Source organism: Streptomyces sp. NPDC088794 (assembly GCF_044750545.1).
Lineage (GTDB): Bacteria > Actinomycetota > Actinomycetes > Streptomycetales > Streptomycetaceae > Streptomyces.
The window spans coordinates 299494-321510 of record NZ_JBIVKB010000009.1; the positions used below are offsets into that span (position 1 = coordinate 299494).

General features: G+C 69.0%; 16 protein-coding genes. 4 read left to right on the plus strand and 12 right to left on the minus strand.

The features are described from left to right. Positions 1 to 142 precede the first annotated feature (142 nt). Positions 143 to 778 carry a hypothetical protein gene (locus ACIP6U_RS25815; protein WP_401722151.1) on the plus strand — a complete coding sequence of 212 codons (636 nt, stop codon included), beginning with the start codon at positions 143 to 145 and terminating at the stop codon, positions 776 to 778. Between the two features lie 163 nt (positions 779 to 941). Here ACIP6U_RS25815 and ACIP6U_RS25820 read toward each other — a convergent pair whose 3' ends face one another. From ACIP6U_RS25820 to ACIP6U_RS25830, 3 genes are all read right to left on the minus strand, one after another. After that, complete coding sequence (locus tag ACIP6U_RS25820) at positions 942 to 1607, minus strand: hypothetical protein (RefSeq protein ID WP_401722154.1); 666 nt, start codon at positions 1605 to 1607, stop codon at positions 942 to 944. Between the two features lie 68 nt (positions 1608 to 1675). Beyond that, positions 1676 to 2377, minus strand: coding sequence for a ribonuclease HII (locus tag ACIP6U_RS25825; protein ID WP_123997271.1), 702 nt, complete (start codon positions 2375 to 2377; stop codon positions 1676 to 1678). Positions 2378 to 2459: 82 nt separating this feature from the next. After that, a complete protein-coding gene (locus ACIP6U_RS25830; RefSeq protein WP_401722157.1) occupies positions 2460 to 3083 on the minus strand; it encodes a TetR/AcrR family transcriptional regulator in 624 nt (207 codons plus the stop codon). Positions 3084 to 3318: 235 nt separating this feature from the next. Here ACIP6U_RS25830 and ACIP6U_RS25835 point away from each other — a divergent pair, with 235 nt between their 5' ends. Further along, a complete protein-coding gene (locus tag ACIP6U_RS25835) occupies positions 3319 to 4851 on the plus strand; it encodes an MFS transporter (protein WP_401722160.1) in 1533 nt (510 codons plus the stop codon). A 392-nt stretch (positions 4852 to 5243) separates the two neighbouring features. On the opposite strand, the gene ACIP6U_RS25840 is transcribed toward ACIP6U_RS25835, so the two are convergent. From ACIP6U_RS25840 to ACIP6U_RS25850, 3 genes are all read right to left on the minus strand, one after another. Further along, positions 5244 to 6149 carry an ADP-ribosylglycohydrolase family protein gene (locus ACIP6U_RS25840; RefSeq protein ID WP_401722163.1) on the minus strand — a complete coding sequence of 302 codons (906 nt, stop codon included), beginning with the start codon at positions 6147 to 6149 and terminating at the stop codon, positions 5244 to 5246. A gap of 12 nt (positions 6150 to 6161) precedes the next feature. Beyond that, positions 6162 to 6821 (minus strand): histidine phosphatase family protein, encoded by a 660-nt coding sequence (locus ACIP6U_RS25845; protein WP_280879735.1) that lies wholly within the window; start codon positions 6819 to 6821, stop codon positions 6162 to 6164. 119 nt (positions 6822 to 6940) lie between these two features. Beyond that, entirely contained in the window at positions 6941 to 7546 is a 606-nt protein-coding gene (locus tag ACIP6U_RS25850) for a YdbC family protein (protein WP_401722166.1), read from the minus strand. A 159-nt stretch (positions 7547 to 7705) separates the two neighbouring features. Here ACIP6U_RS25850 and ACIP6U_RS25855 point away from each other — a divergent pair, with 159 nt between their 5' ends. Next, positions 7706 to 8239, plus strand: a complete 534-nt coding sequence (locus ACIP6U_RS25855; RefSeq protein ID WP_401722169.1) for a TerD family protein — start codon at positions 7706 to 7708, stop codon at positions 8237 to 8239. Between the two features lie 118 nt (positions 8240 to 8357). Here the strand turns inward: ACIP6U_RS25855 and ACIP6U_RS25860 are convergent, their stop codons facing one another. Next, on the minus strand, positions 8358 to 11255 hold the full coding sequence (locus tag ACIP6U_RS25860; protein WP_401722171.1) for a vitamin B12-dependent ribonucleotide reductase: 2898 nt from the start codon (positions 11253 to 11255) through the stop codon (positions 8358 to 8360). A 165-nt stretch (positions 11256 to 11420) separates the two neighbouring features. Beyond that, complete coding sequence (nrdR, locus tag ACIP6U_RS25865) at positions 11421 to 11972, minus strand: transcriptional regulator NrdR (protein WP_401722174.1); 552 nt, start codon at positions 11970 to 11972, stop codon at positions 11421 to 11423. 562 nt (positions 11973 to 12534) lie between these two features. Here nrdR and lexA point away from each other — a divergent pair. Next, the gene (lexA, locus tag ACIP6U_RS25870) at positions 12535 to 13314 is read left to right on the plus strand and encodes a transcriptional repressor LexA (protein ID WP_123997280.1); all 780 of its coding nucleotides are present in this window, start codon (positions 12535 to 12537) and stop codon (positions 13312 to 13314) included. 178 nt (positions 13315 to 13492) lie between these two features. Here the strand turns inward: lexA and ACIP6U_RS25875 are convergent, their stop codons facing one another. From ACIP6U_RS25875 to ACIP6U_RS25890, 4 genes are all read right to left on the minus strand, one after another. Then, a complete protein-coding gene (locus ACIP6U_RS25875) occupies positions 13493 to 15523 on the minus strand; it encodes an ATP-dependent DNA helicase (RefSeq protein WP_401722178.1) in 2031 nt (676 codons plus the stop codon). A 676-nt stretch (positions 15524 to 16199) separates the two neighbouring features. Beyond that, the gene (locus ACIP6U_RS25880; protein ID WP_401722180.1) at positions 16200 to 17111 is read right to left on the minus strand and encodes a GNAT family N-acetyltransferase; all 912 of its coding nucleotides are present in this window, start codon (positions 17109 to 17111) and stop codon (positions 16200 to 16202) included. A gap of 52 nt (positions 17112 to 17163) precedes the next feature. After that, positions 17164 to 19287, minus strand: coding sequence for an IucA/IucC family protein (locus ACIP6U_RS25885; RefSeq protein WP_401722182.1), 2124 nt, complete (start codon positions 19285 to 19287; stop codon positions 17164 to 17166). A 346-nt stretch (positions 19288 to 19633) separates the two neighbouring features. Further along, positions 19634 to 21958, minus strand: a complete 2325-nt coding sequence (locus ACIP6U_RS25890; protein WP_401722185.1) for an FdhF/YdeP family oxidoreductase — start codon at positions 21956 to 21958, stop codon at positions 19634 to 19636. Between the last annotated feature and the right edge of the window lie 59 nt (positions 21959 to 22017).

The window sequence follows — 22017 nt, forward strand, 5'->3', positions numbered from 1 at the left end:
TTGCCGCATCCCAGTTCGACAGCAAGAATTGGACTCCGCTCCCCGCATGGCTCGCCCGTGACACGGTAGGGCTCTGCTGTGGTGTGCGCTCCCCCGATTCAGACCCCGCCCGCAGTGTGGGCGCGTAGCCGAAGGGAGGACCGTGACCTTCGGATTCGCTCCGTCCTCCGCGGCATCCACGTCGACGTCTGCCGACCTGTCCGCCGCATCCGCCAACCCCCTCGCCCGCGTGCTCGAACCGGCGGAATGGACCGCCGCCGGAATCCCCCTGCTGCGCAATCCCCGTGAGGTCGTCAGCGGCCTCCACTCCCGGCACCGCCCGAGACCGGCCACCGCGGTCGTGGCCGTGCTCGACCCGGACGAACGGCTGCGGGCCAGCGCCTCCTTCACCCGCCGTCCGGCCCCGGCCGACGGCTGGATGTTCCGCAACGTGCTGCTCGACCAGTTGCGTCGGGTCATCCCCCACGACCTGCGTCGCCGCACCCCGATCCGGACCGCCGTGCTGCTCTACTGCCGTGACGGAGACGCCCGGTGGACCGAGGAGGACGGCGCGTGGATGTGGGGCCTGCGGGACGCCTGCACGCTGCACGGTCTGCGCTGCGGGGCGTACATCACACTGACCCGGGACGGCTGGCAGGTCCTGGGTGAGGGCCGCGGCGGTCGCCGCCCCAACGCGGATTCGAAGCCGGAGCCGTTCGCGCTGTCCGAGGCACCGCCTCCGCTGCCGCGCACCGGCGGTGCCGCCTCGGAGGTCCTGCGCCGCGCGGCGGCCCGCTGAGGGAGTCGACGGGCCGTGCCCACCGCACGGCACGTCTCCCTCACCCACCTCACTCCGGACGGCCCCGTCGACCGTCCGCGCACGCCGAAACGCCCACCGTGCGATACCGCGACAACGCTCCTGCCGCTCCGGTGCGGGTCCTCGCGGACCTACCGGAGCGGACTCAGACGCCCGCGCCCAGCAGCGAGTTGATCTGCTGCGGGTCGCCGCAGACGACCAGCAGGGCACCGGCCCGGGCATGGGCCAGCGGCAGGGCGGTTGCGGCAGTCGTGGCGGAGCCGCCGTTGACGGCGACCACGACCACGGGACGCGACACGGCACGTTCGGCGACGGAGGCGTCCGTGTAGAAGACGTCGTCACCCGCGTCGTGCTGCGCCCAGTAGGCGGCTTCACCGAAGGACAGCTCGTGGGCGGCCCACGGATGCTGCTCACCAGTGGTGATCACCAGCACGTCACCGGGGGCACGGCCGGCGTCGAGAAGAAGGTCCACGGCCTCCTCGGCGGCGTCGAGCGCGCCCTCCACCGAGGCCGGGATCAGCTGGATCTGGGGGGTCGCCGAAGACGCGACGGGCGCGACCGGAGCGACGGGCGCGACCGGCCCCGAAGCGACCGGCCCCGAGGGGTCGGGCTTCGGCGCGGCCACGTCTCGCGGCGTACGTTGCACCGGCGGCGCAGGCCGGAGCGGACCGGGACGACCGGGGCGCGGCGATCCCATGGGACGGGGACCGGGTACGGGACGAGGGGTCTGCGCGGTACGGCCGCTGGCCGGCGTGGCGCGGGGACCCTGGGCACTCTCGTGAATCTGAGGCTCCTCGGGAATGAGAGGCATGGGCTGATATCTATCAAACATTGGTACGACTCGCGTCAGCGGGTGGCACATGACTGCGAGCGGAATCGTCAGAAGTCGAAGCCGAGTTGCCCCTCGATCTCCGGAACGCTCCCGTCCGCCCAGCTGCGGGCCTTCTTGAGGTGCCGCCACTGGGGCAGCGCATCAAGATACGCCCACGACAACCGGTGGTACGGGGTGGGTCCCCGCTCCTCCAGCGCGGCCTTGTGCACGGGCGACGGATACCCGGCATTGTCCGCAAAACCGAAGTCTGCATGGTCCATACCCAGTTCGGCCATCATTTTGTCGCGCTGAACCTTGGCGATCACCGACGCCGCAGCGACGGCCACGCAGGACCGGTCGCCCTTGATCACGGTACGGACCTTCCACGGCACCCCGAGGTAGTCGTGGTTGCCGTCGAGGATCACCGCGTCGGGTCGGACGGGCAGGGCTTCCAGAGCACGCACCGCGGCCAACCGCAGCGCCGCCGTCATGCCCTGTTGGTCGATCTCCTCCGGAGAGGCGTGACCCAGCGCGTACGAGGTCACCCACTGCTGGAGTGTCTCGGCGAGCACGGTCCGCCGCTTGACGGCGATCAACTTGGAGTCGGTGAGACCTTCGGGCGGCCGGCGCAGTCCGGTGACGGCCGCGCAGACGGTGACGGGGCCGGCCCACGCACCGCGCCCCACCTCGTCGACACCGGCAATGACCTTGGCTCCGGTCGTGGCGCGAAGGGAGCGCTCGACAGTGTGAGTAGGAGGTTCGTACGGCATGGCGAGCTAAGCGTACGCCGCCGGGATCACCCTGCGACACCCCGGTTTCCCCATGTGGCGGCACAACCCTTCCGGCACCCGCTCAGCCGGCGTCGGGCCGCAGCAGCGGAACCATCAACTGGTCGACCATTTCCTCCAGATCACGATCCCCCCATTCGCTTCCGCTCATCTTGGAGCGGTACATCATCATGGCCGGCATGGCATCGATGACGTAGCTGTTCGCCGCGTCGGCCCGTACCTCCTTGCGCTCGATTCCACGGGTGATGACCTCCCGGAGCAGGTTGACGGTCGGCTCCACGATCCCGTTGAAGATCACACTGTGGAAGCGCTCCGCCTGCACCGGATCGCATTCGTGAATCACCGACCGAACCGCGAACCCGGGCCGCGAGTACATGGCGTCACGAGCCGTCCGGCAGAGCGCGAGGAGGTCCTCGCGCACGCTGCCCAGATCCGGGGCGCCCTCGATGCGCGGCAGACCGGCCCGCAGCGCGTCGGCGACCAGATCCTCCTTGGACGGCCAGCGGCGGTAGACCGCGGCCTTCCCGGTCTGGGCGCCGGCGGCGACGCCTTCCATGGTGAGGCCGTTCCAACCGACCGTGCCGAGTTGCTCCAACGCGGCGTCGAGGATCGCGCGTTCGAGCACAGCTCCGCGCCGACGGAGGGAGGCCGCCTGAGCGGGGGCGGCCGTCCAGCGCGAGGTAACCATCTGAGTGTCTCCAGCAAGCAAGGGAAGCGGGGATTTCGGGTGCGGATGCGGGTGCGCGCGGGTGGGGATGGGGGTTCGGGTGCGCGCCATGCGGCAGCGACGGGGGACCCGCCACATGACTCCAAGATAAGTGAACGCTTGCGTTCACTAGTGGGGACTCACTACCGTTACCACGACAGTGAACGCGAGCGTTCACTAAATCTCTCGTGGGGGACCCATAGTGACAACCTCTCCTGTGCTCCAAGAACGGAAGCCCGGTGCCGCTCGTCGGGAAGGGCATCCCGGCATAGCGCTCACCGTCATCGCGGCCTGCCAACTCATGGTGGTCCTCGACGCGACGATTGTGAACATCGCGCTCCCGCACATTCAAAACGCTCTCAAGTTCAGCACCACCGACCTCACCTGGGTCGTGAGCGCCTACACGCTCACCTTCGGCGGCCTGCTGCTTCTCGGCGGCCGGGCCGGCGACATCCTCGGCCGCCGCCGGGTCTTCATGTCCGGCATCCTGCTCTTCACCTTCGCCTCCCTGCTCGGCGGTCTCGCCCAGGAGCCCTGGCAACTGCTGGCCGCACGCGTCCTGCAGGGTGTGGGCGGTGCGATCGCCTCGCCCACATCGCTCGCGCTGATCACCACCACGTTCCCCGAAGGCCCTGAGCGCAACCGCGCGTTCGGTGTCTTCGCCGCGGTCTCCGCGGGTGGCGGAGCCATCGGCCTGCTGGCCGGCGGCATGCTCACCGAGTGGCTCGACTGGCGCTGGGTCCTCTTCGTCAACGTGCCCATCGGCGTCCTGATCGCCGTTCTCACGCCGATGTACATCAACGAGTCCGAACGGCACACGGGCCGCTTCGACTTCCCCGGCGCGCTGACCTCGACGGCCGGCATGGCGGCCCTCGTCTACGGCTTCATCCGCGCGGCCGACCAGGGCTGGCGGGACACCTTGACGATCGGCTCCTTCGTGGCGGCCGTGGTGCTGCTGGTCGGCTTCGGGCTCATCGAGTCCCGGGCCAAGGAACCGATCACCCCGCTGCGGATGTTCACCGACCGCAACCGCTCGGGAACGTACGTGATCATGCTGTGCCTGGCCGCGGCGATGTTCGGCATGTTCTTCTACATCGTGCTCTTCGTGCAGAACGTGCTGGGGTACACCCCGATCCAGGCCGGTCTCGCCTTCCTGCCCGTGACCGTCGTGATCGCGGCCGGTGCGGGACTCTCGCAGCGGTTCCTGCCCGTGCTCGGCCCCAGGCCGTTCATGCTCGCTGGCTCGACCCTCGCGATGATCGGGCTCGCCTGGCAGACCCTCATCAGCTCCGACAGCTCCTACGTCGGCGGTGTGCTCGGACCGATGCTGGTGTTCGGGTTCGGCATGGGCCTGAACTTCGTGACGCTGACGGTCACCGCGGTCTCGGGTGTCGCCCCGCACGAGGCGGGCGCGGCCTCCGGACTCCTCAACGCCATGCAGCAGGTGGGTGGTTCGCTCGGCCTGTCCATTCTGACGACGGTGTTCGGCTCGGCCAGCAGGGACGAGGCGAAGAAGCAACTGCCCTCCTTCCTCACCGACGGCACGCCGGAACAGAAGGCCGAGTTCACCAAGACGCACCAACTCCCGGCGCCCTGGGGGCACGAGGTCCTCGCCCACGGCATCTCGACGGCCTTCATTCCGGCCGCCGCGATGGCGGTACTCGCCCTGGCCACGGCCTGGTTCGTGATCCGGGTGCGCAAGAGCGACCTGGAGGCGCTCGCCGGAACGGCGGGTCCCGCGGCCGTCTGACCCGGCCGGGCCCACGAAGGACCGCGGACGGCCGGACCTCGTCCGGGAGACCGACGGCGAGGACGCCGGTCCGGCCGTCCGCCCCAGCCGGAACACCAGACAGCACAGCGCGATCAACACGAGCAACGCCCGTAGAAACTCCATGACCACCCCCTGGCCCCTGGCACATCACCCGCATGTGCGGACCCGTACGCCGCACAGCATCTGCCAGCACAACGGCGGGACGGTCACGGAGAGTTCCCGACGAACACAGAGAGTTTTCAAAGCGGAGTGGAACGCAGCGGAAGCCGCCCGCGAACGCCTGTCGCCTGCCTCGCCGGCGACCCGTATGTGGCCTGCCGACCGACCTGTAAGTGGCCTGCCGACCGGCCCGCCGGTGAACCTGCCGCCCGCTAAGCCACCGCCGGCACCCAGTCCGGCAGGGTCTCCGTCCGCTCCACCCACTCGACCGGCGGCGCCCCCGCCTTCCCCGCGGCGATCACACCGCCCACGATCGCGCAGTTCGTGTCCACGTCACCGCCGACCTGTGCGGTCGTCCAGAACGCCCGCTCGAAGTCCCCGAGGCCCCGCGCCGCCGACCAGAGCGCGAAGGGCACGGTGTCGTGGGCGGACGTACGCCGTCCGCAGCCCAGTACGGCAGCGACGGTGCCCGCGTCGTCGTAGTCGAGCATGTCCCGGGCGCGGCGCAGTCCGGCACCGACGGCGCTCTTGGGGACGAGTGCAAGGACGCCGTCCAGGAGCTTCTCGGGGCTGGGCGGGCCGTCGGAGGCGCCGGCCAGCGCGGCGGCCGCGGCGACGGCCATGGCGCCGACCACGGCCTCACGATGCTGGTGTGTGGGATAGGCCGAGATCTCCGCCTGGTGGACCGCCTGCTCGGGGTCGTCGGCGTACCAGGCGCCCAGAGGGGCGATCCGCATCGCCGCGCCGTTCCCCCAGGAGCCCTGCCCGTTGAAGAGCTGGGCGGAGAGCTCGCGCCAGTCGCCGCCCTCCCGGACCAACCGCAGCAGCCGATTGACGGCGGGGCCGTACCCCCGGTCGAAGTCGTGGCGCACGGCGAAGGAACGGGCCAGGGCGTCCTGGTCGATGCGGCGATGGGCGGCCAGGACGGCGACCACGGAGCACGCCATCTCGGTGTCGTCGGTCCACTGCCAGAGGTCGGCGGGCAGTGCGCGGCGCTGCAACAGCGGATAGTTCTCCGGTACGAAGAACTGCGAGCCCAACGCGTCCCCGACCGTCAGGCCGCGCAGACTGTTCAGGGCGCGATCCAGGCGCCCGCTGGAAGAGAAGTCAGAGGTCATGTTCCTCCGACCCTATCCGGTGACCCCGTACGGCTCCGGGTCGCGCCAGCGATCGAACGGCCGGTCCATCACGTACTTGCCGTCGTCCCCGAGCACCAGCATCCGCATCTCCGCGTTCCCCGGGTTCGACAGCGACTCGAACTCGGCGACCGTCCAGTGGAACCAGCGCATGCAGAACAGCCGCATGGCCAGACCGTGGGTCACCAGCAGCACGTTCGTCGGGTGGTCGGCGGCCTCGAAGCTGCGGTACAGGCTCTCCAGGAAGCCGCCGACCCGGTCGTACACGTCGGCACCGGACTCGCCCTGGGCGAAGCGGTAGAAGAAGTGACCGTACGCGTCGCGGTAGGCCTTCTGGAGGCGTACGTCGTCGCGGTCCTGCCAGTTCCCCCAGTCCTGCTCGCGCAGCCGGGGCTCCTCGCGCACCCGTATGAGGTCGGGGTCGAGGTGGAAGGCGCGCAGGGTCTCGTGCGTGCGGCGGTACGGGGACACGTACACGCTGACGCGCTCCCGGCCGAGCACCTCGCGAATGCGTTTACCCGTCTCCTCCGCCTGCTGCCAGCCGCGCTCGGTCAACGCGAGCGCATGGTCGGGCTCGCGCTCGTACACGGTGTCATCAACATTGCCCGTTGACTCTCCGTGCCGGACAAGGATGATCCGCCGTGGTCGTGCCATGCCAAAACCCTAGATCGGGTGAGGGCAGATCGAGCACTCGTACGGGCTCCATACGGCGTAGGTCACACAATTCCCGCACCTCGCGCCCCGTAGGAGTGCGTGTGTCACGCGGTCGGTGCTCAGACCGTCCAGGTCGGTTCCAGGTCCACGATGTCGCCGGTGAGAGCTGCCACGTCGGCCTCCGTCTGGGCCCGCAGGGCGAGCCGCTCCACGCGTTCCGTGCGGTACTTGCCGTGCTCGGCGGCCTGCCGCCACATGGACAGCACCAGGAACTCGTGCCCGGGCGCCTCGCCGAACAGCCCGCGGATCATGCCCGGCGAGCCGGCCATGGCGGGGTTCCAGACCTTCTCCTGCATGAGCGTGAAGTTGTCCACGCGCTCCTCGTGAATACGAGCCAGGGCCACCCGCACCAGGTCGGCGTCCGTGAAGCGCGGCTCGAAGCCGGTCTTCACGTCGAAGCGGTGGTCGAAGAGCTTGACCTGGGCATCTTTGAAGGTCCCCGACTGGGCCGACGCCAGCCGGTCGTGCGAGCGGGCCATGAAGGAGTCGTAGAAGGCGCGGCTCTCCCAGAACGCGAAAACGTGCGCCACGCCTTGCCTCTGCCGACTCCACCCACCACCCTGTCCCCGAAACCCCGGCTCCCCCAGAAGCCCCGCCCACTTTCGCTGCCCGCGCTCGAAGCCGCGGCGGTCCACCACGGTGCAGCGAATCCACTTGACCAGCACCGCGCCATCGTAAGGCCACCGAGCGTGGCGCTGGTCACGCTCGGGCGGACAGCTCGTCCATCCCCGTACACGCGCGCGTGGCAGGATGGACAATCGGCCCTGTCCGCCCGGTAGTTCGGGCCGCAGAAGGCATAGGGGAAACGGGGAAGGGGAAGTCTGGTGAACGGCCTCAAGAAGGGCATCCGCAAGGTCGAGGTCGGGCTGAAATGGGATCCGAGTCCCACTGGGCAGCCGCCCACCGATCTGGACATCGTTGCCGCGACCTACGAGGAGAGCGATCCGTACGGCGCTCCCTCTTACGTGGTGTATTTCGACAGCAGGTCCCCCGACGGCACCATCTATCTCAACCGGGACAGCAAGGACGGCAAGGGCTTCGGCTGGGACGAGGTCATGACGCTGGAGCTCGACCGGCTGAACAGCCGCTACACGCGCGTGGTCGTCGGCATCGTCATCCAGCAGCCCTCGACGCACAAGACGTTCGTGGGCGTGCTCAACCCGGGCCTGCGGATCCGCGAGGGCTACACCGTCCTGGCCGAGGACGACTTCGGTGACGTCCTGGGGTCGACGGCGGCTGCCGTCGGGGAGTTCGTGCGCGAGGACTCCGGCACCTGGACGTTCCGTCCCGGGATCCACGGCTTCGAGGACGATCCCGCGACCTTCATCAGGAGCATGGGCCAGGCGCACCAGCCCTGACCGAGGAGCGGCGACACGAAGGGGAGGGGCACCGACACATGGCCGGTGCCCCTCCTCTTTTAAAGATGTTCTCTCAGAGACTGCCTGTCAGGCGGGACTCACGTGCCCCGCCCCTCCGTCAGCTGCAGCCGCTGGTCGAGCCGCAGCCCTCGCAGATGTAGCAGGAGCCGGCCCGCTGCATCTTGGTGCCGCAGGAGAAGCACAGCGGGGCGTCGGCCTGGATGCCCAGCTGCATCTCCACCAGCTCGGCGCTGGTGTGCGCCTGCTGCGGGGCGGGCTTGGCCGCCTCGACCTCGGCCTTCGGCGTGGCCACGGCCTTCAGCTCCTGGGCGCGCGGCGCCGACTGGGCCAGGCCCTCGACGTCGACCTCGTCGTCGATGGACTGCTCGTACGAACCCGTCTCCAGGTGACGCTGGCGCTCCGGAGCGGAGTGGATGCCGAGCGCGGACCGCGTCTCGAAGGGCAGGAAGTCGAGCGCCAGGCGGCGGAAGATGTAGTCGACGATCGACTGCGCCATCCGCACGTCCGGGTCGTCCGTCATACCGGCCGGCTCGAAGCGCATATTCGTGAACTTCGAGACGTACGTCTCCAGCGGCACCCCGTACTGGAGGCCGACCGAGACGGCGATGGAGAAGGCGTCCATCATGCCCGCGAGGGTGGAGCCCTGCTTGGACATCTTCAGGAAGACCTCGCCGAGACCGTCGTCCGGGTAGGAGTTGGCGGTCATGTAGCCCTCGGCGCCGCCGACCGTGAAGGACGTCGTGATGCCGGGACGGCCCTTGGGCAGACGCTTGCGGACCGGGCGGTACTCGATGACCTTCTCGACCGTCTCGCGGATGGTCGCCTCGGCCTTCTCGGTGACCTCGACCTTCTCCTTCTCCTTGGTCTTGGCGGAGAGGGGCTGGCCGACCTTGCAGTTGTCGCGGTAGATCGCGAGCGCCTTGACGCCCATCTTCCAGGCCTCGAAGTAGACCTCCTCGACGTCCTCGACGGTCGCCGTCTCCGGCAGGTTGACCGTCTTGGACAGCGCGCCGGAGATCCAGGGCTGGATGGCGGCCATCATGCGGACGTGGCCCATCGCGGAGATGGAACGCTCGCCCATGGCGCAGTCGAACACCTCGTAGTGCTCCTGCTTGAGGCTCGGGGCGTCGATCACATTGCCGTTGTCGGCGATGTGGGCGACGATCGCCTCGATCTGCTCCTCCTGGTAACCCAGGCGGCGCAGAGCCTGCGGGACGGTGCCGTTGACGATCTGCATCGATCCGCCGCCGACCAGCTTCTTGAACTTGACCAGCGCGAGGTCGGGCTCAAGTCCGGTGGTGTCGCAGGACATCGCGAGACCGATGGTGCCGGTCGGGGCGATGACGGACGCCTGGGAGTTACGGAAACCGTTCTTCTCACCGAGACGCAGCACGTCCTGCCAGGACTCCGTGGCGGCGGCCCAGATCGGCGTGTCCAGGTCGTCCGCGCGCGGGGCCGTGGTGTTGGCGTCGGAGTGCTGCTTCATGACCCGCAGGTGCGGCTGCGCGTTGCGCGCGTAGCCGTCGTACGGGCCGACGACCGCGGCGAGTTCGGCGGAGCGCTTGTACGACGTGCCGGTCATCAGGGAGGTGATGGCACCGGCGAGCGCACGGCCGCCGTCTGAGTCGTACGCGTGGCCGGTCGCCATCAGCAGGGCGCCGAGGTTGGCGTAGCCGATGCCGAGCTGGCGGAACGCGCGCGTGTTCTCGCCGATCTTCTGGGTCGGGAAGTCCGCGAAACAGATGGAGATGTCCATCGCGGTGATGACGAGCTCGACGACCTTGGCGAAGCGCTCGACCTCGAAGGACTGGTTGCCCTTGCCGTCGTCCTTGAGGAACTTCATCAGGTTCAGCGAGGCGAGGTTGCAGGACGTGTTGTCCAGGTGCATGTACTCGCTGCACGGGTTCGAGCCGTTGATGCGGCCGGACTCCGGGCACGTGTGCCACTGGTTGATGGTGTCGTCGTACTGGATGCCCGGGTCGGCGCAGGCCCAGGCGGCCTCGGCCATCTTGCGGAACAGCTGCTTGGCGTCGACCTTCTCGATGACCTCGCCGGTCATGCGGGACGTCAGGCCGAACTGGTCGCCGTTCTCGACGGCCTTCATGAACGTGTCGTTCACGCGGACCGAGTTGTTGGCGTTCTGGTACTGCACCGACGTGATGTCGTCGCCGCCCAGGTCCATGTCGAAGCCCGCGTCGCGCAGGGCGCGGATCTTCTCCTCTTCCTTGACCTTGGTCTGGATGAAGTCCTCGATGTCGGGGTGGTCGACATCCAGGATGACCATCTTGGCCGCGCGGCGGGTGGCGCCACCGGACTTGATGGTGCCGGCGGAGGCGTCGGCACCGCGCATGAAGGAGACCGGACCGGAGGCGTTGCCACCGGACGACAGCAGCTCCTTGGAGGAGCGGATCCGGGACAGGTTCAGGCCGGCGCCCGAGCCGCCCTTGAAGATCATGCCCTCTTCCTTGTACCAGTCGAGGATCGACTCCATGGAGTCGTCGACGGCAAGGATGAAGCAGGCGGAGACCTGCTGGGGCTGCGGGGTGCCCACGTTGAACCACACGGGGCTGTTGAAGCTGAAGATCTGGTGCAGGAGCGCGTATGCCAGCTCGTGCTCGAAGATCTCGGCGTCGGCGGGCGAGGCGAAGTACTTGTAGTCCTCGCCGGCCTTCCGATACGTCTTCACGATGCGGTCGATGAGCTGCTTGAGGCTCACCTCACGCTGCGGGGTACCCACAGCGCCGCGGAAGTACTTGCTGGTGACGATGTTGACCGCGTTCACCGCCCACTCGGCGGGGAACTCGACGCCACGCTGCTCGAAATTGACCGAGCCGTCGCGCCAGTTGGTCATGACGACGTCACGACGCTCCCACTCCACCTCGTCGTACGGATGCACGCCGGGGGTGGTGTGAATACGCTCGATGCGCAGTCCCTTGGTCGCCTTGGTGCCCTTCGTGCGGGAACCTCGTGCCGGACCGCTCGCCGTCTCTGTCATGCCGCCTCCCTGTACAGGCAAAAACGCCCTGAAATGCCACGATGTTCCCGTGGCAGAGTGTTTGTCTGGTGTCGCGGCCGCCAAAACGCTCATGGCTCCGCGACAAGTCCTGGTCCACCGCCGCCCGGCCGGACCCGGGGCTCGCGCCCGGTTCCGGCCCGCCGGTCAGTCGGCGGAGTGGGCGGGTACGGGGACCTGAACGGTCCCTCCGGACCCGCCGTCGTCTTCCTGGCTCCCCGATCCCGCGTCTTCGTCGTCCGCGGCGGGGCCTGGCGTCGCTTCCCGCAGTTCCACGATCGCGGCCTCGAAGTCCTCGAGCGAGTCGAACGCCCGGTAGACGGAGGCGAATCGCAGATAGGCGACGAGGTCGAGTTCCTGCAACGGGCCGAGTATGGCCAGCCCGACGTCATGGGTGGTCAGTTCGGCACTTCCGGTGGCCCGCACCGCCTCCTCGACCCGCTGGCCGAGCTGGGCGAGTGCGTCCTCGGTGACAGGTCGTCCCTGGCATGCCTTGCGCACACCGTTGATGACCTTGGTACGACTGAAAGGCTCGGTGACTCCGGACCGCTTGACCACCATGAGCGAACACGTCTCCACGGTCGTGAAACGACGGGAGCAGTCCGGACACTGGCGGCGCCGGCGGATCGACGTGCCGTCGTCGGTCGTACGACTGTCGACGACACGGCTGTCGGGGTGCCTGCAGAAGGGGCAGTGCATGATCTTCCAACCCTCCTCACAGCAGACTCAATGGCCTCGCCGGGCCCGTCGGACCCTCGAAGCAGCCCCAAGCATAGGCGATCGCCAAGCGTTCGAAGACCCGGGGGACCACAACTTCTGGGCTGCTGCCGCAATCCAACCACTAGATGTGGGATTTGGCTTGCCAAACACGCCGAACACGCGTGTCGCGCACGTATTGGCATGTGCCGTACGCCTGTACCCGCCACGGCGGAAACGAGCGGGCACGACCGTACCGCTGCGACACATGCGGAGATACCGTGGGCGCCACACGGAGAGGACGTGCGACTCCCGCAGAGATGGGGGCCGGTACCCGGTCGACGGGATGCCGGATGGCAGACTGGGGCGACAACCCACGAGGCCACCACCCCGGCGGTGAAGAGCACGAACCCGGGCCCTTCGTCCACCGGAAGCACGTCAGCCATACACCCAGACACATGATCAAGTCAGGTTATCCACGGTTTTTCACTCGAACGTGTGTTTGGCGCAACCTTTCGAAAGCAACTACCGTTGTCCAGCAGGGAGACCATCGAGAGGGGCCGACGTGACCACCACCGCAGACAGTGCCACCATCACTGCCCAGGACCGCTCCCAGGGCCGACTCGAGCCGGTGCATGCGATGAACGAAGCCGTGAATCCCGAGGGACACAAGCGTTCCCTACCAGGGCGACCGCCAGGCATCCGGGCCGACAGCTCAGGGCTCACCGACCGGCAGCGCCGGGTGATCGAGGTCATCAGGGACTCGGTGCAGCGACGCGGATATCCACCGTCGATGCGGGAGATCGGACAGGCCGTCGGCCTCTCCAGCACCTCCTCGGTCGCACACCAGTTGATGGCACTGGAGCGCAAGGGCTTCCTGCGCCGTGACCCGCACCGCCCGCGCGCGTACGAGGTGCGCGGTTCCGACCAGGCCGCCTCCGTGCAGCCCACCGACACCGCCGGCAAGCCCGCCGCGTCCTACGTCCCCCTCGTGGGCCGTATCGCCGCCGGTGGCCCGATCCTGGCCGAGGAGTCGGTCGAGGACGTCTTCCCCCTCCCCCGCCAACTGGTCGGTGACGGTGAGCTGTTCGTCCTCAAGGTCGTCGGTGACTCGATGATCGAGGCCGCGATCTGCGACGGGGACTGGGTCACGGTCCGCCGCCAGCCGGTCGCCGAGAACGGTGACATCGTGGCCGCGATGCTCGACGGCGAGGCCACCGTCAAGCGCTTCAAGCGCGAGGACGGCCACGTCTGGCTCCTCCCGCACAACTCGGCGTACGAGCCGATCCCCGGCGACGACGCGACCATCCTGGGCAAGGTGGTGGCAGTCCTGCGGCGCGTGTGACAGCCGCGACGGGCGGGCCCTGACGGACCCCCGCTCCCTGACCGGGCCCCGGGACCCCTGCGCCGGTTCCGGGGCCCTGTGCGTTTGCCTCCGGCGGTTTGGCGGATCTCGGCCCTGGTCGGTCGATGGATCTGGATCGGGGGTGGTCCTGATGCAGACGCGTCAGGACCACCCCCGATCACTCGTCTACCGTCGGAGTCTCGGCCTCGGCCGGACCTTGTTCTTCGGCTTCTTGGGCTTCTTCGGCCTTCTTCGCGACCGCGTCGATCGCGGCGAGGGACTTCCGGACCTGGTTACGGTCCGTCGTGAACCAGAAGTCGGGCAGTGACGCCTTCAGATAGCTGCCGTATCGAGCCGTGGCAAGGCGCTGATCCAGTACGGCGACCACGCCACGGTCCCCCGACGCCCGTACGAGGCGGCCGGCGCCCTGGGCCATGAGCAGCGCCGCGTGTGTGGCGGCGACCGCCATGAAGCCGTTGCCCCCGGCGTCCTCGACTGCCTTCTGGCGGGCGCTCATGAGCGGGTCGTCCGGGCGCGGGAACGGGATCTTGTCCATGACGACCAACTGGCAGCTGGTTCCCGGGACATCGACGCCCTGCCAGAGCGAGAGGGTGCCGAAGAGGCAGGTCTTCGGGTCGGCCGCGAAGTTCTTGATCAGCTCGCCGAGGGTCTCCTCGCCCTGTAGCAGGATCGGGAACTCCGGGATCCGGGAGCGCAGTTCCTCAGCGGCGAGCTGGGCCGCCCGCATCGAGGAGAAGAGACCGAGGGTACGTCCGCCGGCGGCCTGGATCAGCTCCGTCAGCTCGTCCAGCATGTCCGCGCGGTCACCGTCGCGCGCGGGGCGCGCCAGGTGCTTGGCGACGTACAGGATGCCCTGCTTGCGGTAGTCGAAGGGCGAGCCGACGTCGACGCCCTTCCACTGCGGGATGTCCTCGCCCTCGGTGCCCTCCGGGGCCAGCCCGAGCGAGGCGCCGACGCCGTTGAAGTCGCCGCCGAGTTTCAGCGTGGCCGAGGTCAGGACCACGGAACGGTCCGTGAAGAGCTTCTCCCTGAGCAGGCCCGACACGGACATCGGGGCCACCCGGAGGGAGGCGCCGAAGCGGTCGTGACGCTCGTACCAGACGACGTCCCACTCGGAGCCGTTCGTGATCCGCTCCGCCACGTCGTGGACGCTCTCCACGGACGCCAGCGCCTGCTTGCGGACCGCGTCCTCGTCCTGGACCGACTTGTCACGCGTCGCGCCGATCGCGGAGATCACCGTACGACAGGCGTCGCGCAGCGCCATGAGCGCGTAGCCGAGGTCTTCCGGGATCTCTTCGAGACGGCCCGGCAGAGCCAGTTCCATCAGTCGTTCGAAGCCTTCGGCGGCGGTCTGGAGCTGGTCGGCGGCCTTCTCGTTGGCCAGCTTCGCGGCGCGGCGCACAGCGCGGTTGACCTGTCCGGGCGTGAGCTCGCCGGTGGCGACACCGGTGACCCGGGAGACCAGTTCGTGCGCCTCGTCGACGATCAGCACCTCGTGCGGCGGGAGGACCGGGGCGCCCTCGATGGCGTCGATCGCGAGCAGCGCGTGGTTGGTGACGATGACCTCGGAGAGCTTGGTGCGCTCACGGGCCATCTCGGCGAAGCACTCGGCGCCGTACGCGCACTTGGTCGCGCCCAGGCACTCGCGGGAGGAGACCGAGATCTGGGCCCAGGCGCGGTCCGAGACACCGGGAGTGAGATCGTCGCGGTCGCCGGTCTCCGTCTCGTCCGCCCAGTCGCGCATGCGCAACAGGTCCTGGCCCAGCTTGCTGGTCGGCGCGGCCGCCTCGAACTGGTCGAAGAGGCCTTCCTCCTCGTCCTGCGGAACTCCCTCGTGCAGACGGTGCAGGCACAGGTAGTTCGACCTGCCCTTGAGCATCGCGAACTCCGGGCGGCGGCGCAGCAAGGGATGCAGTGCGTCGACCGTGCGCGGCAGGTCGCGCTCGACGAGCTGGCGCTGCAGGGCGAGGGTGGCCGTCGCCACGACTACCCGCTCCCCGTGCGCGAGCGCGGGCACCAGATAGCCCAGCGACTTTCCGGTACCGGTGCCGGCCTGGACCAGCAGATGGGAACCGCCGTCGAAAGCCTCCGCGACGGCTTCGGCCATGGTCACCTGGCCAGGGCGCTCCGAACCGCCGACAGCAGTGACGGCAGCATGCAGGAGTTCGGGGAGTGAGGACTTCGTCATAGGGCGACCACCCTACGGCCCGGGACTGACAAACGGGTGATCAAGCCTGGTGGGAGCGATGGGATCAGGACCTTGGTCGTCTCGGCCGGTGACCGGGGCGGAGCGGGGTGGGGTCGGAGTCCGATCGGGGTCGGATCGGATGGGGGCCGAGTGGGGATCGGCTGTGGTTGGGGTGGCATCGGATCCGATCGGTGGGGCGTGGGTGCGGGCGGAGGGAGAGGCGGAGACGGGGAGGGGAGAGGGAAGGGAGGGCGAGGGGAGGGGAGGGGATGGGGACGGTGGGATGCGGTCGGGACTGGGGGTGGGGCTGAGGGTTGAGTGGGCGTGGGGAGCGGTGTGTTGGGGAGTGGCGTAGTCGCGGGTGGGGCGCGAGGAGCGCGGGAGCGGTTTCGCATCGGGTCGCGAGGGGTGCCCGGTCGCGCGGGACGTGGTCGCGAATGGGCCGTCCGAAAGCCGGGCGTCCGAGACCTGGAACGGGAGCGCGGCCAGCAGTGCGGTATTCGGCGTTCCGTCGGCGTTCAGCACGGCGGCAGCCGATCCGGGGGCACGTCGGCGGCACCCGATCTGGGGGCACATCGGCGGCAACCGACCCGCAGACGCGGAAATCAGTTCGGCGGAAGTGGGAACCGACTCGGCGCGAGCGGTGTACCAAAAGTAACGAAGTCGCGGCATGTCGTTACAGCAGGTCGCGCAGGGACCGGTCTCGGATCATGAGGGCGGCCCGCTTGGCGGGCAGGTCGACCTCGGCGGAGAAGCGGAATCCGGCGCGCAGGAAAGCAGCTACGGAAGGGGTGTTGCGAATGTCGGGTTCCGCGATGACACGTGCGCAGGCGGCCCGCTTGTCCAGGGCCAGATCGGCGACGGTTCGGAGCAGCGTGCTGCCGAGCCCTCGCCCGCGATCGGCGACGCCGCCGATAACGAGGTGGATTCCGGTGTCATGAGGTCGAGCGGGGTAGTGGCGGGCCAGTGGGTCCAGATCCGCCCGGTAGATCTCCCAGTAGCTCATTGGCGTGCCCTCCAGCACACCAATGCAGGGAAGGCTGCGTCCGTCGCCGGTGAGCTGGGCCCGCAGGTGGTCCTCGGTCACGGCCTGGGAGCCGGCCAACTCCCAGAACTCCGCGACAGCGGGGTCGTTCATCCAGCGACTGATCAGCGGGACGTCTCGCTCGATGTGGACAGGGACGAGTTGGAACACGCCCGCGGATGTGAGGGCTGGACCCCAGTCGGCGATCTGGTCCAGGAGGTCGTCGGAGAACCGGTCCGCTCCGATGCCGGGGCCGGCGTCGGTACCAGTAGGGGTGTCCGTACCAGTGCCGGTGCTGGAGTCCTGAGCGAAGAGCGCGATCAACTCGTCGGGCAGGCGCAGGTCCAGCGTGTCCTCGCAGTCGGAGGCGATGCCGGCGCCCAGGTCGGTGACTGCCGAGGCAGAGGCGGCGGAGACAGAGGCGGAGGCTGAGGCAGAGGCGGAGGCAGAGGCAGAGGCGGAGGCGGAGGCTGAGGCAGAGGCGGAGGCTGAGGCAGAGGCGGAGGCTGAGGAGACAGCGGCGGCGGCCGGTGCTGCGTTCGCTCCGGCGTCGGTGGGAGGCACGGTGACGCTCCTCTCTGAGGTCTCGGTAGACGGGGACGGTCGACAGCGGCCGTCAGGAATGGAGGGGGTTGGCGATGGTGACGTAGACGGACTGGGTGTCGACCGAACCGACGAGTTCGTCGAGGCCATGCAGTCGGGTCAGGAGGTTGGCCTTGCAGCGCAGCACGGGTGAGTCGAGCAGGCGGGCGGGCAGGGAGGTGCGCAGCCGGGCGGGACCGGAGGCGACATCTCCGAGGAAGCGGCGGAAGGCGGCGAGCAACACGCGTTCGTCGGCCAGACGTTGGGAGCCGAACGCGCCGATGAGGCCGAGCACGTTGTTGATGGCGAGGTAGTAGGCGAACCGCTCGTCGGTGACCTCGTCGGAGACGAAGGTGTCACTGTGCTCGCCGATACCGGGCAACCGGGTGTCCAGTTCCGCGCGACGGGACTCGCGGAAGTAGTAGCCCTGGTTGTCGCGGTAACGACCGCCTGCGGGCCAACCATCGGCGTCCAGCAGAAGCAGCGTGTTCTGCTGGTGGGCCTCCAGCGCGATCCCGGCCTCCGCGTCCAGCCACAGCACGGGGCGGACGACCTGTTCGAGGTAGCGCAGGAACCACTCGGCGGCAACGGCCCCACGCGGACGGCCGGTTCGGCGGGCCAGGCTCGTGACGAGGTCGGCGAGTCGGGATCGCATGGCTGGCCGGCCCCCCGCCTCCGGGTCGCGCGGTCGGGGCGAGACGAGTCCGGCGATGCAGGAGACGTCGTCCGCGGGGCTGAACGGGCTGTGCCGGATCACCACGTCGAGGCTGGCAACCGGGACACCGTTCGGACCGTCGACGGCGAGCCAGGCAGGGTCGCGGACGATGTCGAATCCCGGGTGGGCTGCCTGCCACTGCTTGGCGAGGCCGCTGCGCAGCAGCCGGTGGACCTCGACGCCTCGGTGCAGTTCCTTACGGAGGTTCTCACGACGGGAGTTGGTGATGCGGAGGCCCAGAGACAGCTTGAGCATGGCGGGGGCGCCGGAACGGTGGACGGTTCGTACGGAGGAGGTGGGGTGCCACGGGAGGCCTTGTACTCCGAGGTCGCGGAGCAGTCCGGCGTCGAGCAGGGCCGCGGTTTCGCTGCGCCGGCGGAGCTCCCGGAGTTGCCAGGGGTGCATGGGCAGGGCCGCGTAGCCGTGGGGCAGCGGCAACGGGTGCTCGTCACCTACGAGTCGTGCCGTGAGGTGGGGCGCGGGGACGAGACGACCGCGCTCGGTCCAGGCGGAGTCGGTGGCGAGTACGGATGGAGCGACAGCGAGCCAGTGCAGGGGGAAGGAGCCGCGCAATTCCGGTGAGTACAGCGGCACTTCGGACTCGGAGAGGCCTTCGCGGCTCTTGGGGGTCGGGTGCAGGGGGTGTCCGAGCAGGAGGGCCTGTTCGGCCGCGAGGAAGAGGTCCGGGCCGTCGGAAGGGTGCCGGCGGCGGTGGGTGAGGAAGGTGGCGGTACGGCGAAGGGAGTCGATGACGCGGGCGACCAGGTCGGGGCCGGGCATGTCCGCAAGGTCAGGTGCGGACGCCGGGTTCGTCGTGGGCGCGGCACCGGAGGTGGACTCAGGGCCAGCGGTGGACTCGGGACCAGCAGTGGGCGCAGGGCAAGCCGTGGGCGCAGGGGTGACAACAGGCACAGGGATAGCAACAGGCGTCTCCCGGACCAGCAGCGCCGCAACCGTGACCGCGTCCGCCGGTGAGGAGGACCGGTCGGATTCAGGGGCGTCGGAGTCAGGGGTGTCGGCGAAGTACGGGATGCCGAAGCGGTGCCAGCCGGTCGGGGACCAGTAGCGGATCGGGGCGTGCAGAGTCGTACCGCTTGCGGGGAGGGGGATGCGGAGGGTGCCGTCGACGGGGGCGGGGATGCCGGTCTCGCGTACCCAGCAGCGGAGAAGGTTTTCGACGGTGGCGGCGTCAGCTGCGGTGATGGGGTCGACGTTTTCCAGTGGGTCGGCGTGTTCCAGTGCGTCGGCGAGGGTGTGAGGCGGGCGCGGGGGTTCCACGTGCGGGGTGCGGCTCTGTGAGGGGACCGGGGCCTCCGGCGTCTCCGATGTCTCCGGCGCCTTGGCCTGCTCCGGAACCCTGGCCTGTGCCGAGGTGTCGCCCTGTTGGCACGGCACCGGTGTGGGCGTCGGTGCGTGGGAGTCGGGTGCGGAGGTGGTGTTCAAGATGGTTCCTCATGGGTGGTTCTGGGCCGTGCGGTCGGCTCGCGCTGGCGGTTCGTCCTGGTGCTTTGCCTGGTGGTCAGCCTGGTGTTTTGCCTGGTCTGGTGATCGTGCTGAATGCAAGGAGTTAGGGGTATCGGTCATGTGTGGAGGACAGTCGGCAGAACTGCGCGCGCGCCGAGGCTTCCCGTCCTCCCGCCGTGGAAAGGGGCTTCGCCACCACAGGGGCCGGACACGGACAGCAGGACCCCCATCGGTACCAACCCCGCTGCGTGCACGGGGTTACGGGTGGCCTCAGAATCCTTGCCGGGGCATGGACGTTGATGTCGTCGGGTCCCAAGTCGCGCTGTCAGGCGGATGGTTCGATGGTGACCTTGACGTGCTTCATGAGTGGCTGGTCGCTCTGGGTGCTGAAGTCGCCAATGGCGCACAGGACGTTCATCTCCGGCATGTAGCCGGCAGCGCAGCCGCGCGGGATGTCGTAGGGGATGGCCAGGTAGCCGTCGAGGTGGCGGCGGGTGCCGTCCTTGGCGGTGCTGGTGATGTCGACCGGGTCGAACTCGGCGAGCCCGCGCTCGCGCATGTCGTCCTTGTTCATGAAGACGAGGGTGCGGAGGTTCTCGATGCCGCGGTAGCGGTCGTTGTCGGAGTAGATGGTGGTGTTCCACTGGTCGTGGGAGCGCATCGTGCCCAGCGCCAGGGTGCCGGGGGCGGGGACCACGTCGGGCAGGGGCGCGGTGGAGAACTCGGCGCGGCCCGAGGGAGTGAGGAAGACGAGTTCGCGGGCGGGCTGTTTGATGCGGAAGCCGAGCGGGAGCCGTACCCGGCGGTTGAAGTCCTCGAAGCCGTCCAGGACTTGGGCCATGGTGTCGCGGATGCGGTCGTAGTCCTCGATGTACCACTCCCAGGGAGTGGAGCTGTCGGGCAGGGCGGCGCGGGCCATTCCGGCGATGACGGCGGGCTCGGAGAGCAGGTGGGGCGAGGCGGGGCGCTTCATGCCGAGGGAGAGGTGGACCATGCTCATCGAGTCCTCGACCGAGATGCGCTGGACGCCGTGGCGCTGCTGGTCCTTTTCGGTGCGGCCCAGGCACGGCAGGATGAGCGCCCGCCTGCCGTGGACGAGATGGCTGCGGTTGAGCTTGGTGCTGACCTGGACGGTGAGGTCGCAGGTGCGCAGGGCCTCGTAGGTGTACGGGGTGTCGGGGGCGGCGAGCGCGAAGTTGCCGCCCATGCCGACGAACACCTTCACCTCGCCGCGGTGCATGGCCTGGATGGTCCCGACGGTGTCCAGACCGTGCTCGTGCGGCGGGTCGATCGCGCAGACCTCGGCGAGGCGCTCCAGGAACGTCTCGGTGGGCCGGTGGTCGATGCCGCAGGTGCGGTTGCCCTGCACGTTGCTGTGCCCGCGTACGGGGGACGGTCCCGCGCCCTCGCGCCCCAGATTGCCGCGCAGCAGAAGGAGGTTGACGATCTCGCGGACGGTGTCGACGCCGTGTTCGTGCTGGCTGACGCCGAGGCACCAGCTGACGATGCTGCGGTCGGCGTCGCGGTAGACGCGTGCCGTCTTGAGGATGTCGTCGCGGTCGACCCCGGACTGCCGCTCGATCTCCGCCCAGGAGGTGGCCTCGCACAGCGCGCGGTAGGCGTCGAAGCCCTCGGTGTGGCGGTCGAGGAACACCTGGTCCAGTGCCCTGGGGTCGGTCCGGGCCTGTTCCAGGATCGCCTTGGCGACGCCGCGCAGGAGGGCCATGTCGCCGCCGATGCGCGGTTGCAGGTTCAGGGTGCTGGTCCGCGTCGACTTGAAGAGGGCCATGTCGGTGAAGTCGTGCGGCACGATGGTGCGGGTCGCCGCCGCCTCGACCAGCGGGTTGATGTGCACGATCTGCGCGCCGCGCCGGTATGCCTCGGCCAGTGCGGTGAGCATCCTGGGCGCGTTGGACGCGGCGTTGACGCCCATGATGAACAGGGCGTCGGTGGCCTCCCAGTCCTTGAGGTCGACGGTCCCCTTGCCGGTGCCGAGGGACGCCGTGAGCGCGCGCCCGCTGGCCTCGTGGCACATGTTGGAGCAGTCGGGCAGGTTGTTCGTGCCCAGTTCGCGGGCCATCAACTGGTAGAGGAAGGTGGCCTCGTTGCCGAGCCGGCCGGAGGTGTAGAAGGCGGCCTGGTTCGGGCTGTCCAGTTCACGCAGGGCGCGCCCGACCGTCTCGAACGCGTCGTGCCAGCCGATCGGGACGTAGTGGTCGGACTCGGGGTCGTAGACCATCGGTTCGGTGAGCCGGCCCTGGTCCTCCAGGTCGAAGTCGCTCCAGCCGGACAGTTCGGTGACCGAATGGGCGGCGAAGAAGTCGCGGCCGACCCGCTTGGGGGTCATCTCCCAGGTGACGTGCTTGATGCCGTTCTCGCAGATGTCCAGGTGCAGGCCCTTGGTGTCGTCCGGCCAGGCGCAACCGGGGCAGTCGAAGCCGCCGTTCTCGTGGTTCATCCGCATGATCGCCCGTGGCCCGTCCACGAGCGCGCCCTCGCGCATCAGCACCTTGCCCACGCTCTTGGCCGCGCCCCAGCCGGCGGCGGGGTGGCGGTAGGGGTGGGCCTGTGGTTCGCCCTGCGGATCGGGCCCCACGTGCGGCTGCGGACCGTTCTGGCCGTCGTGCGTGGTGGTCACGGGTCTCACCATCTCCCCGTCCGGGCGGGCAGGCACCAGGAGAAATGCGCTTTTCAGACATCTACGATTCC

Excerpts from the sequence above, each read along its gene's own strand:
- nrdR (WP_401722174.1), bottom strand. The coding sequence starts at position 11,972 with ATGCACTGCCCCTTCTGCAGGCACCCCGACAGCCGTGTCGTCGACAGT.
- ACIP6U_RS25840 (WP_401722163.1), bottom strand. The coding sequence starts at position 6,149 with ATGACCTCTGACTTCTCTTCCAGCGGGCGCCTGGATCGCGCCCTGAAC.
- ACIP6U_RS25825 (WP_123997271.1), bottom strand. The coding sequence starts at position 2,377 with ATGCCGTACGAACCTCCTACTCACACTGTCGAGCGCTCCCTTCGCGCC.
- ACIP6U_RS25830 (WP_401722157.1), bottom strand. The coding sequence starts at position 3,083 with ATGGTTACCTCGCGCTGGACGGCCGCCCCCGCTCAGGCGGCCTCCCTC.
- ACIP6U_RS25820 (WP_401722154.1), bottom strand. The coding sequence starts at position 1,607 with ATGCCTCTCATTCCCGAGGAGCCTCAGATTCACGAGAGTGCCCAGGGT.
- ACIP6U_RS25845 (WP_280879735.1), bottom strand. The coding sequence starts at position 6,821 with ATGGCACGACCACGGCGGATCATCCTTGTCCGGCACGGAGAGTCAACG.
- ACIP6U_RS25890 (WP_401722185.1), bottom strand. The coding sequence starts at position 21,958 with ATGGTGAGACCCGTGACCACCACGCACGACGGCCAGAACGGTCCGCAG.
- ACIP6U_RS25875 (WP_401722178.1), bottom strand. The coding sequence starts at position 15,523 with ATGACGAAGTCCTCACTCCCCGAACTCCTGCATGCTGCCGTCACTGCT.
- ACIP6U_RS25860 (WP_401722171.1), bottom strand. The coding sequence starts at position 11,255 with ATGACAGAGACGGCGAGCGGTCCGGCACGAGGTTCCCGCACGAAGGGC.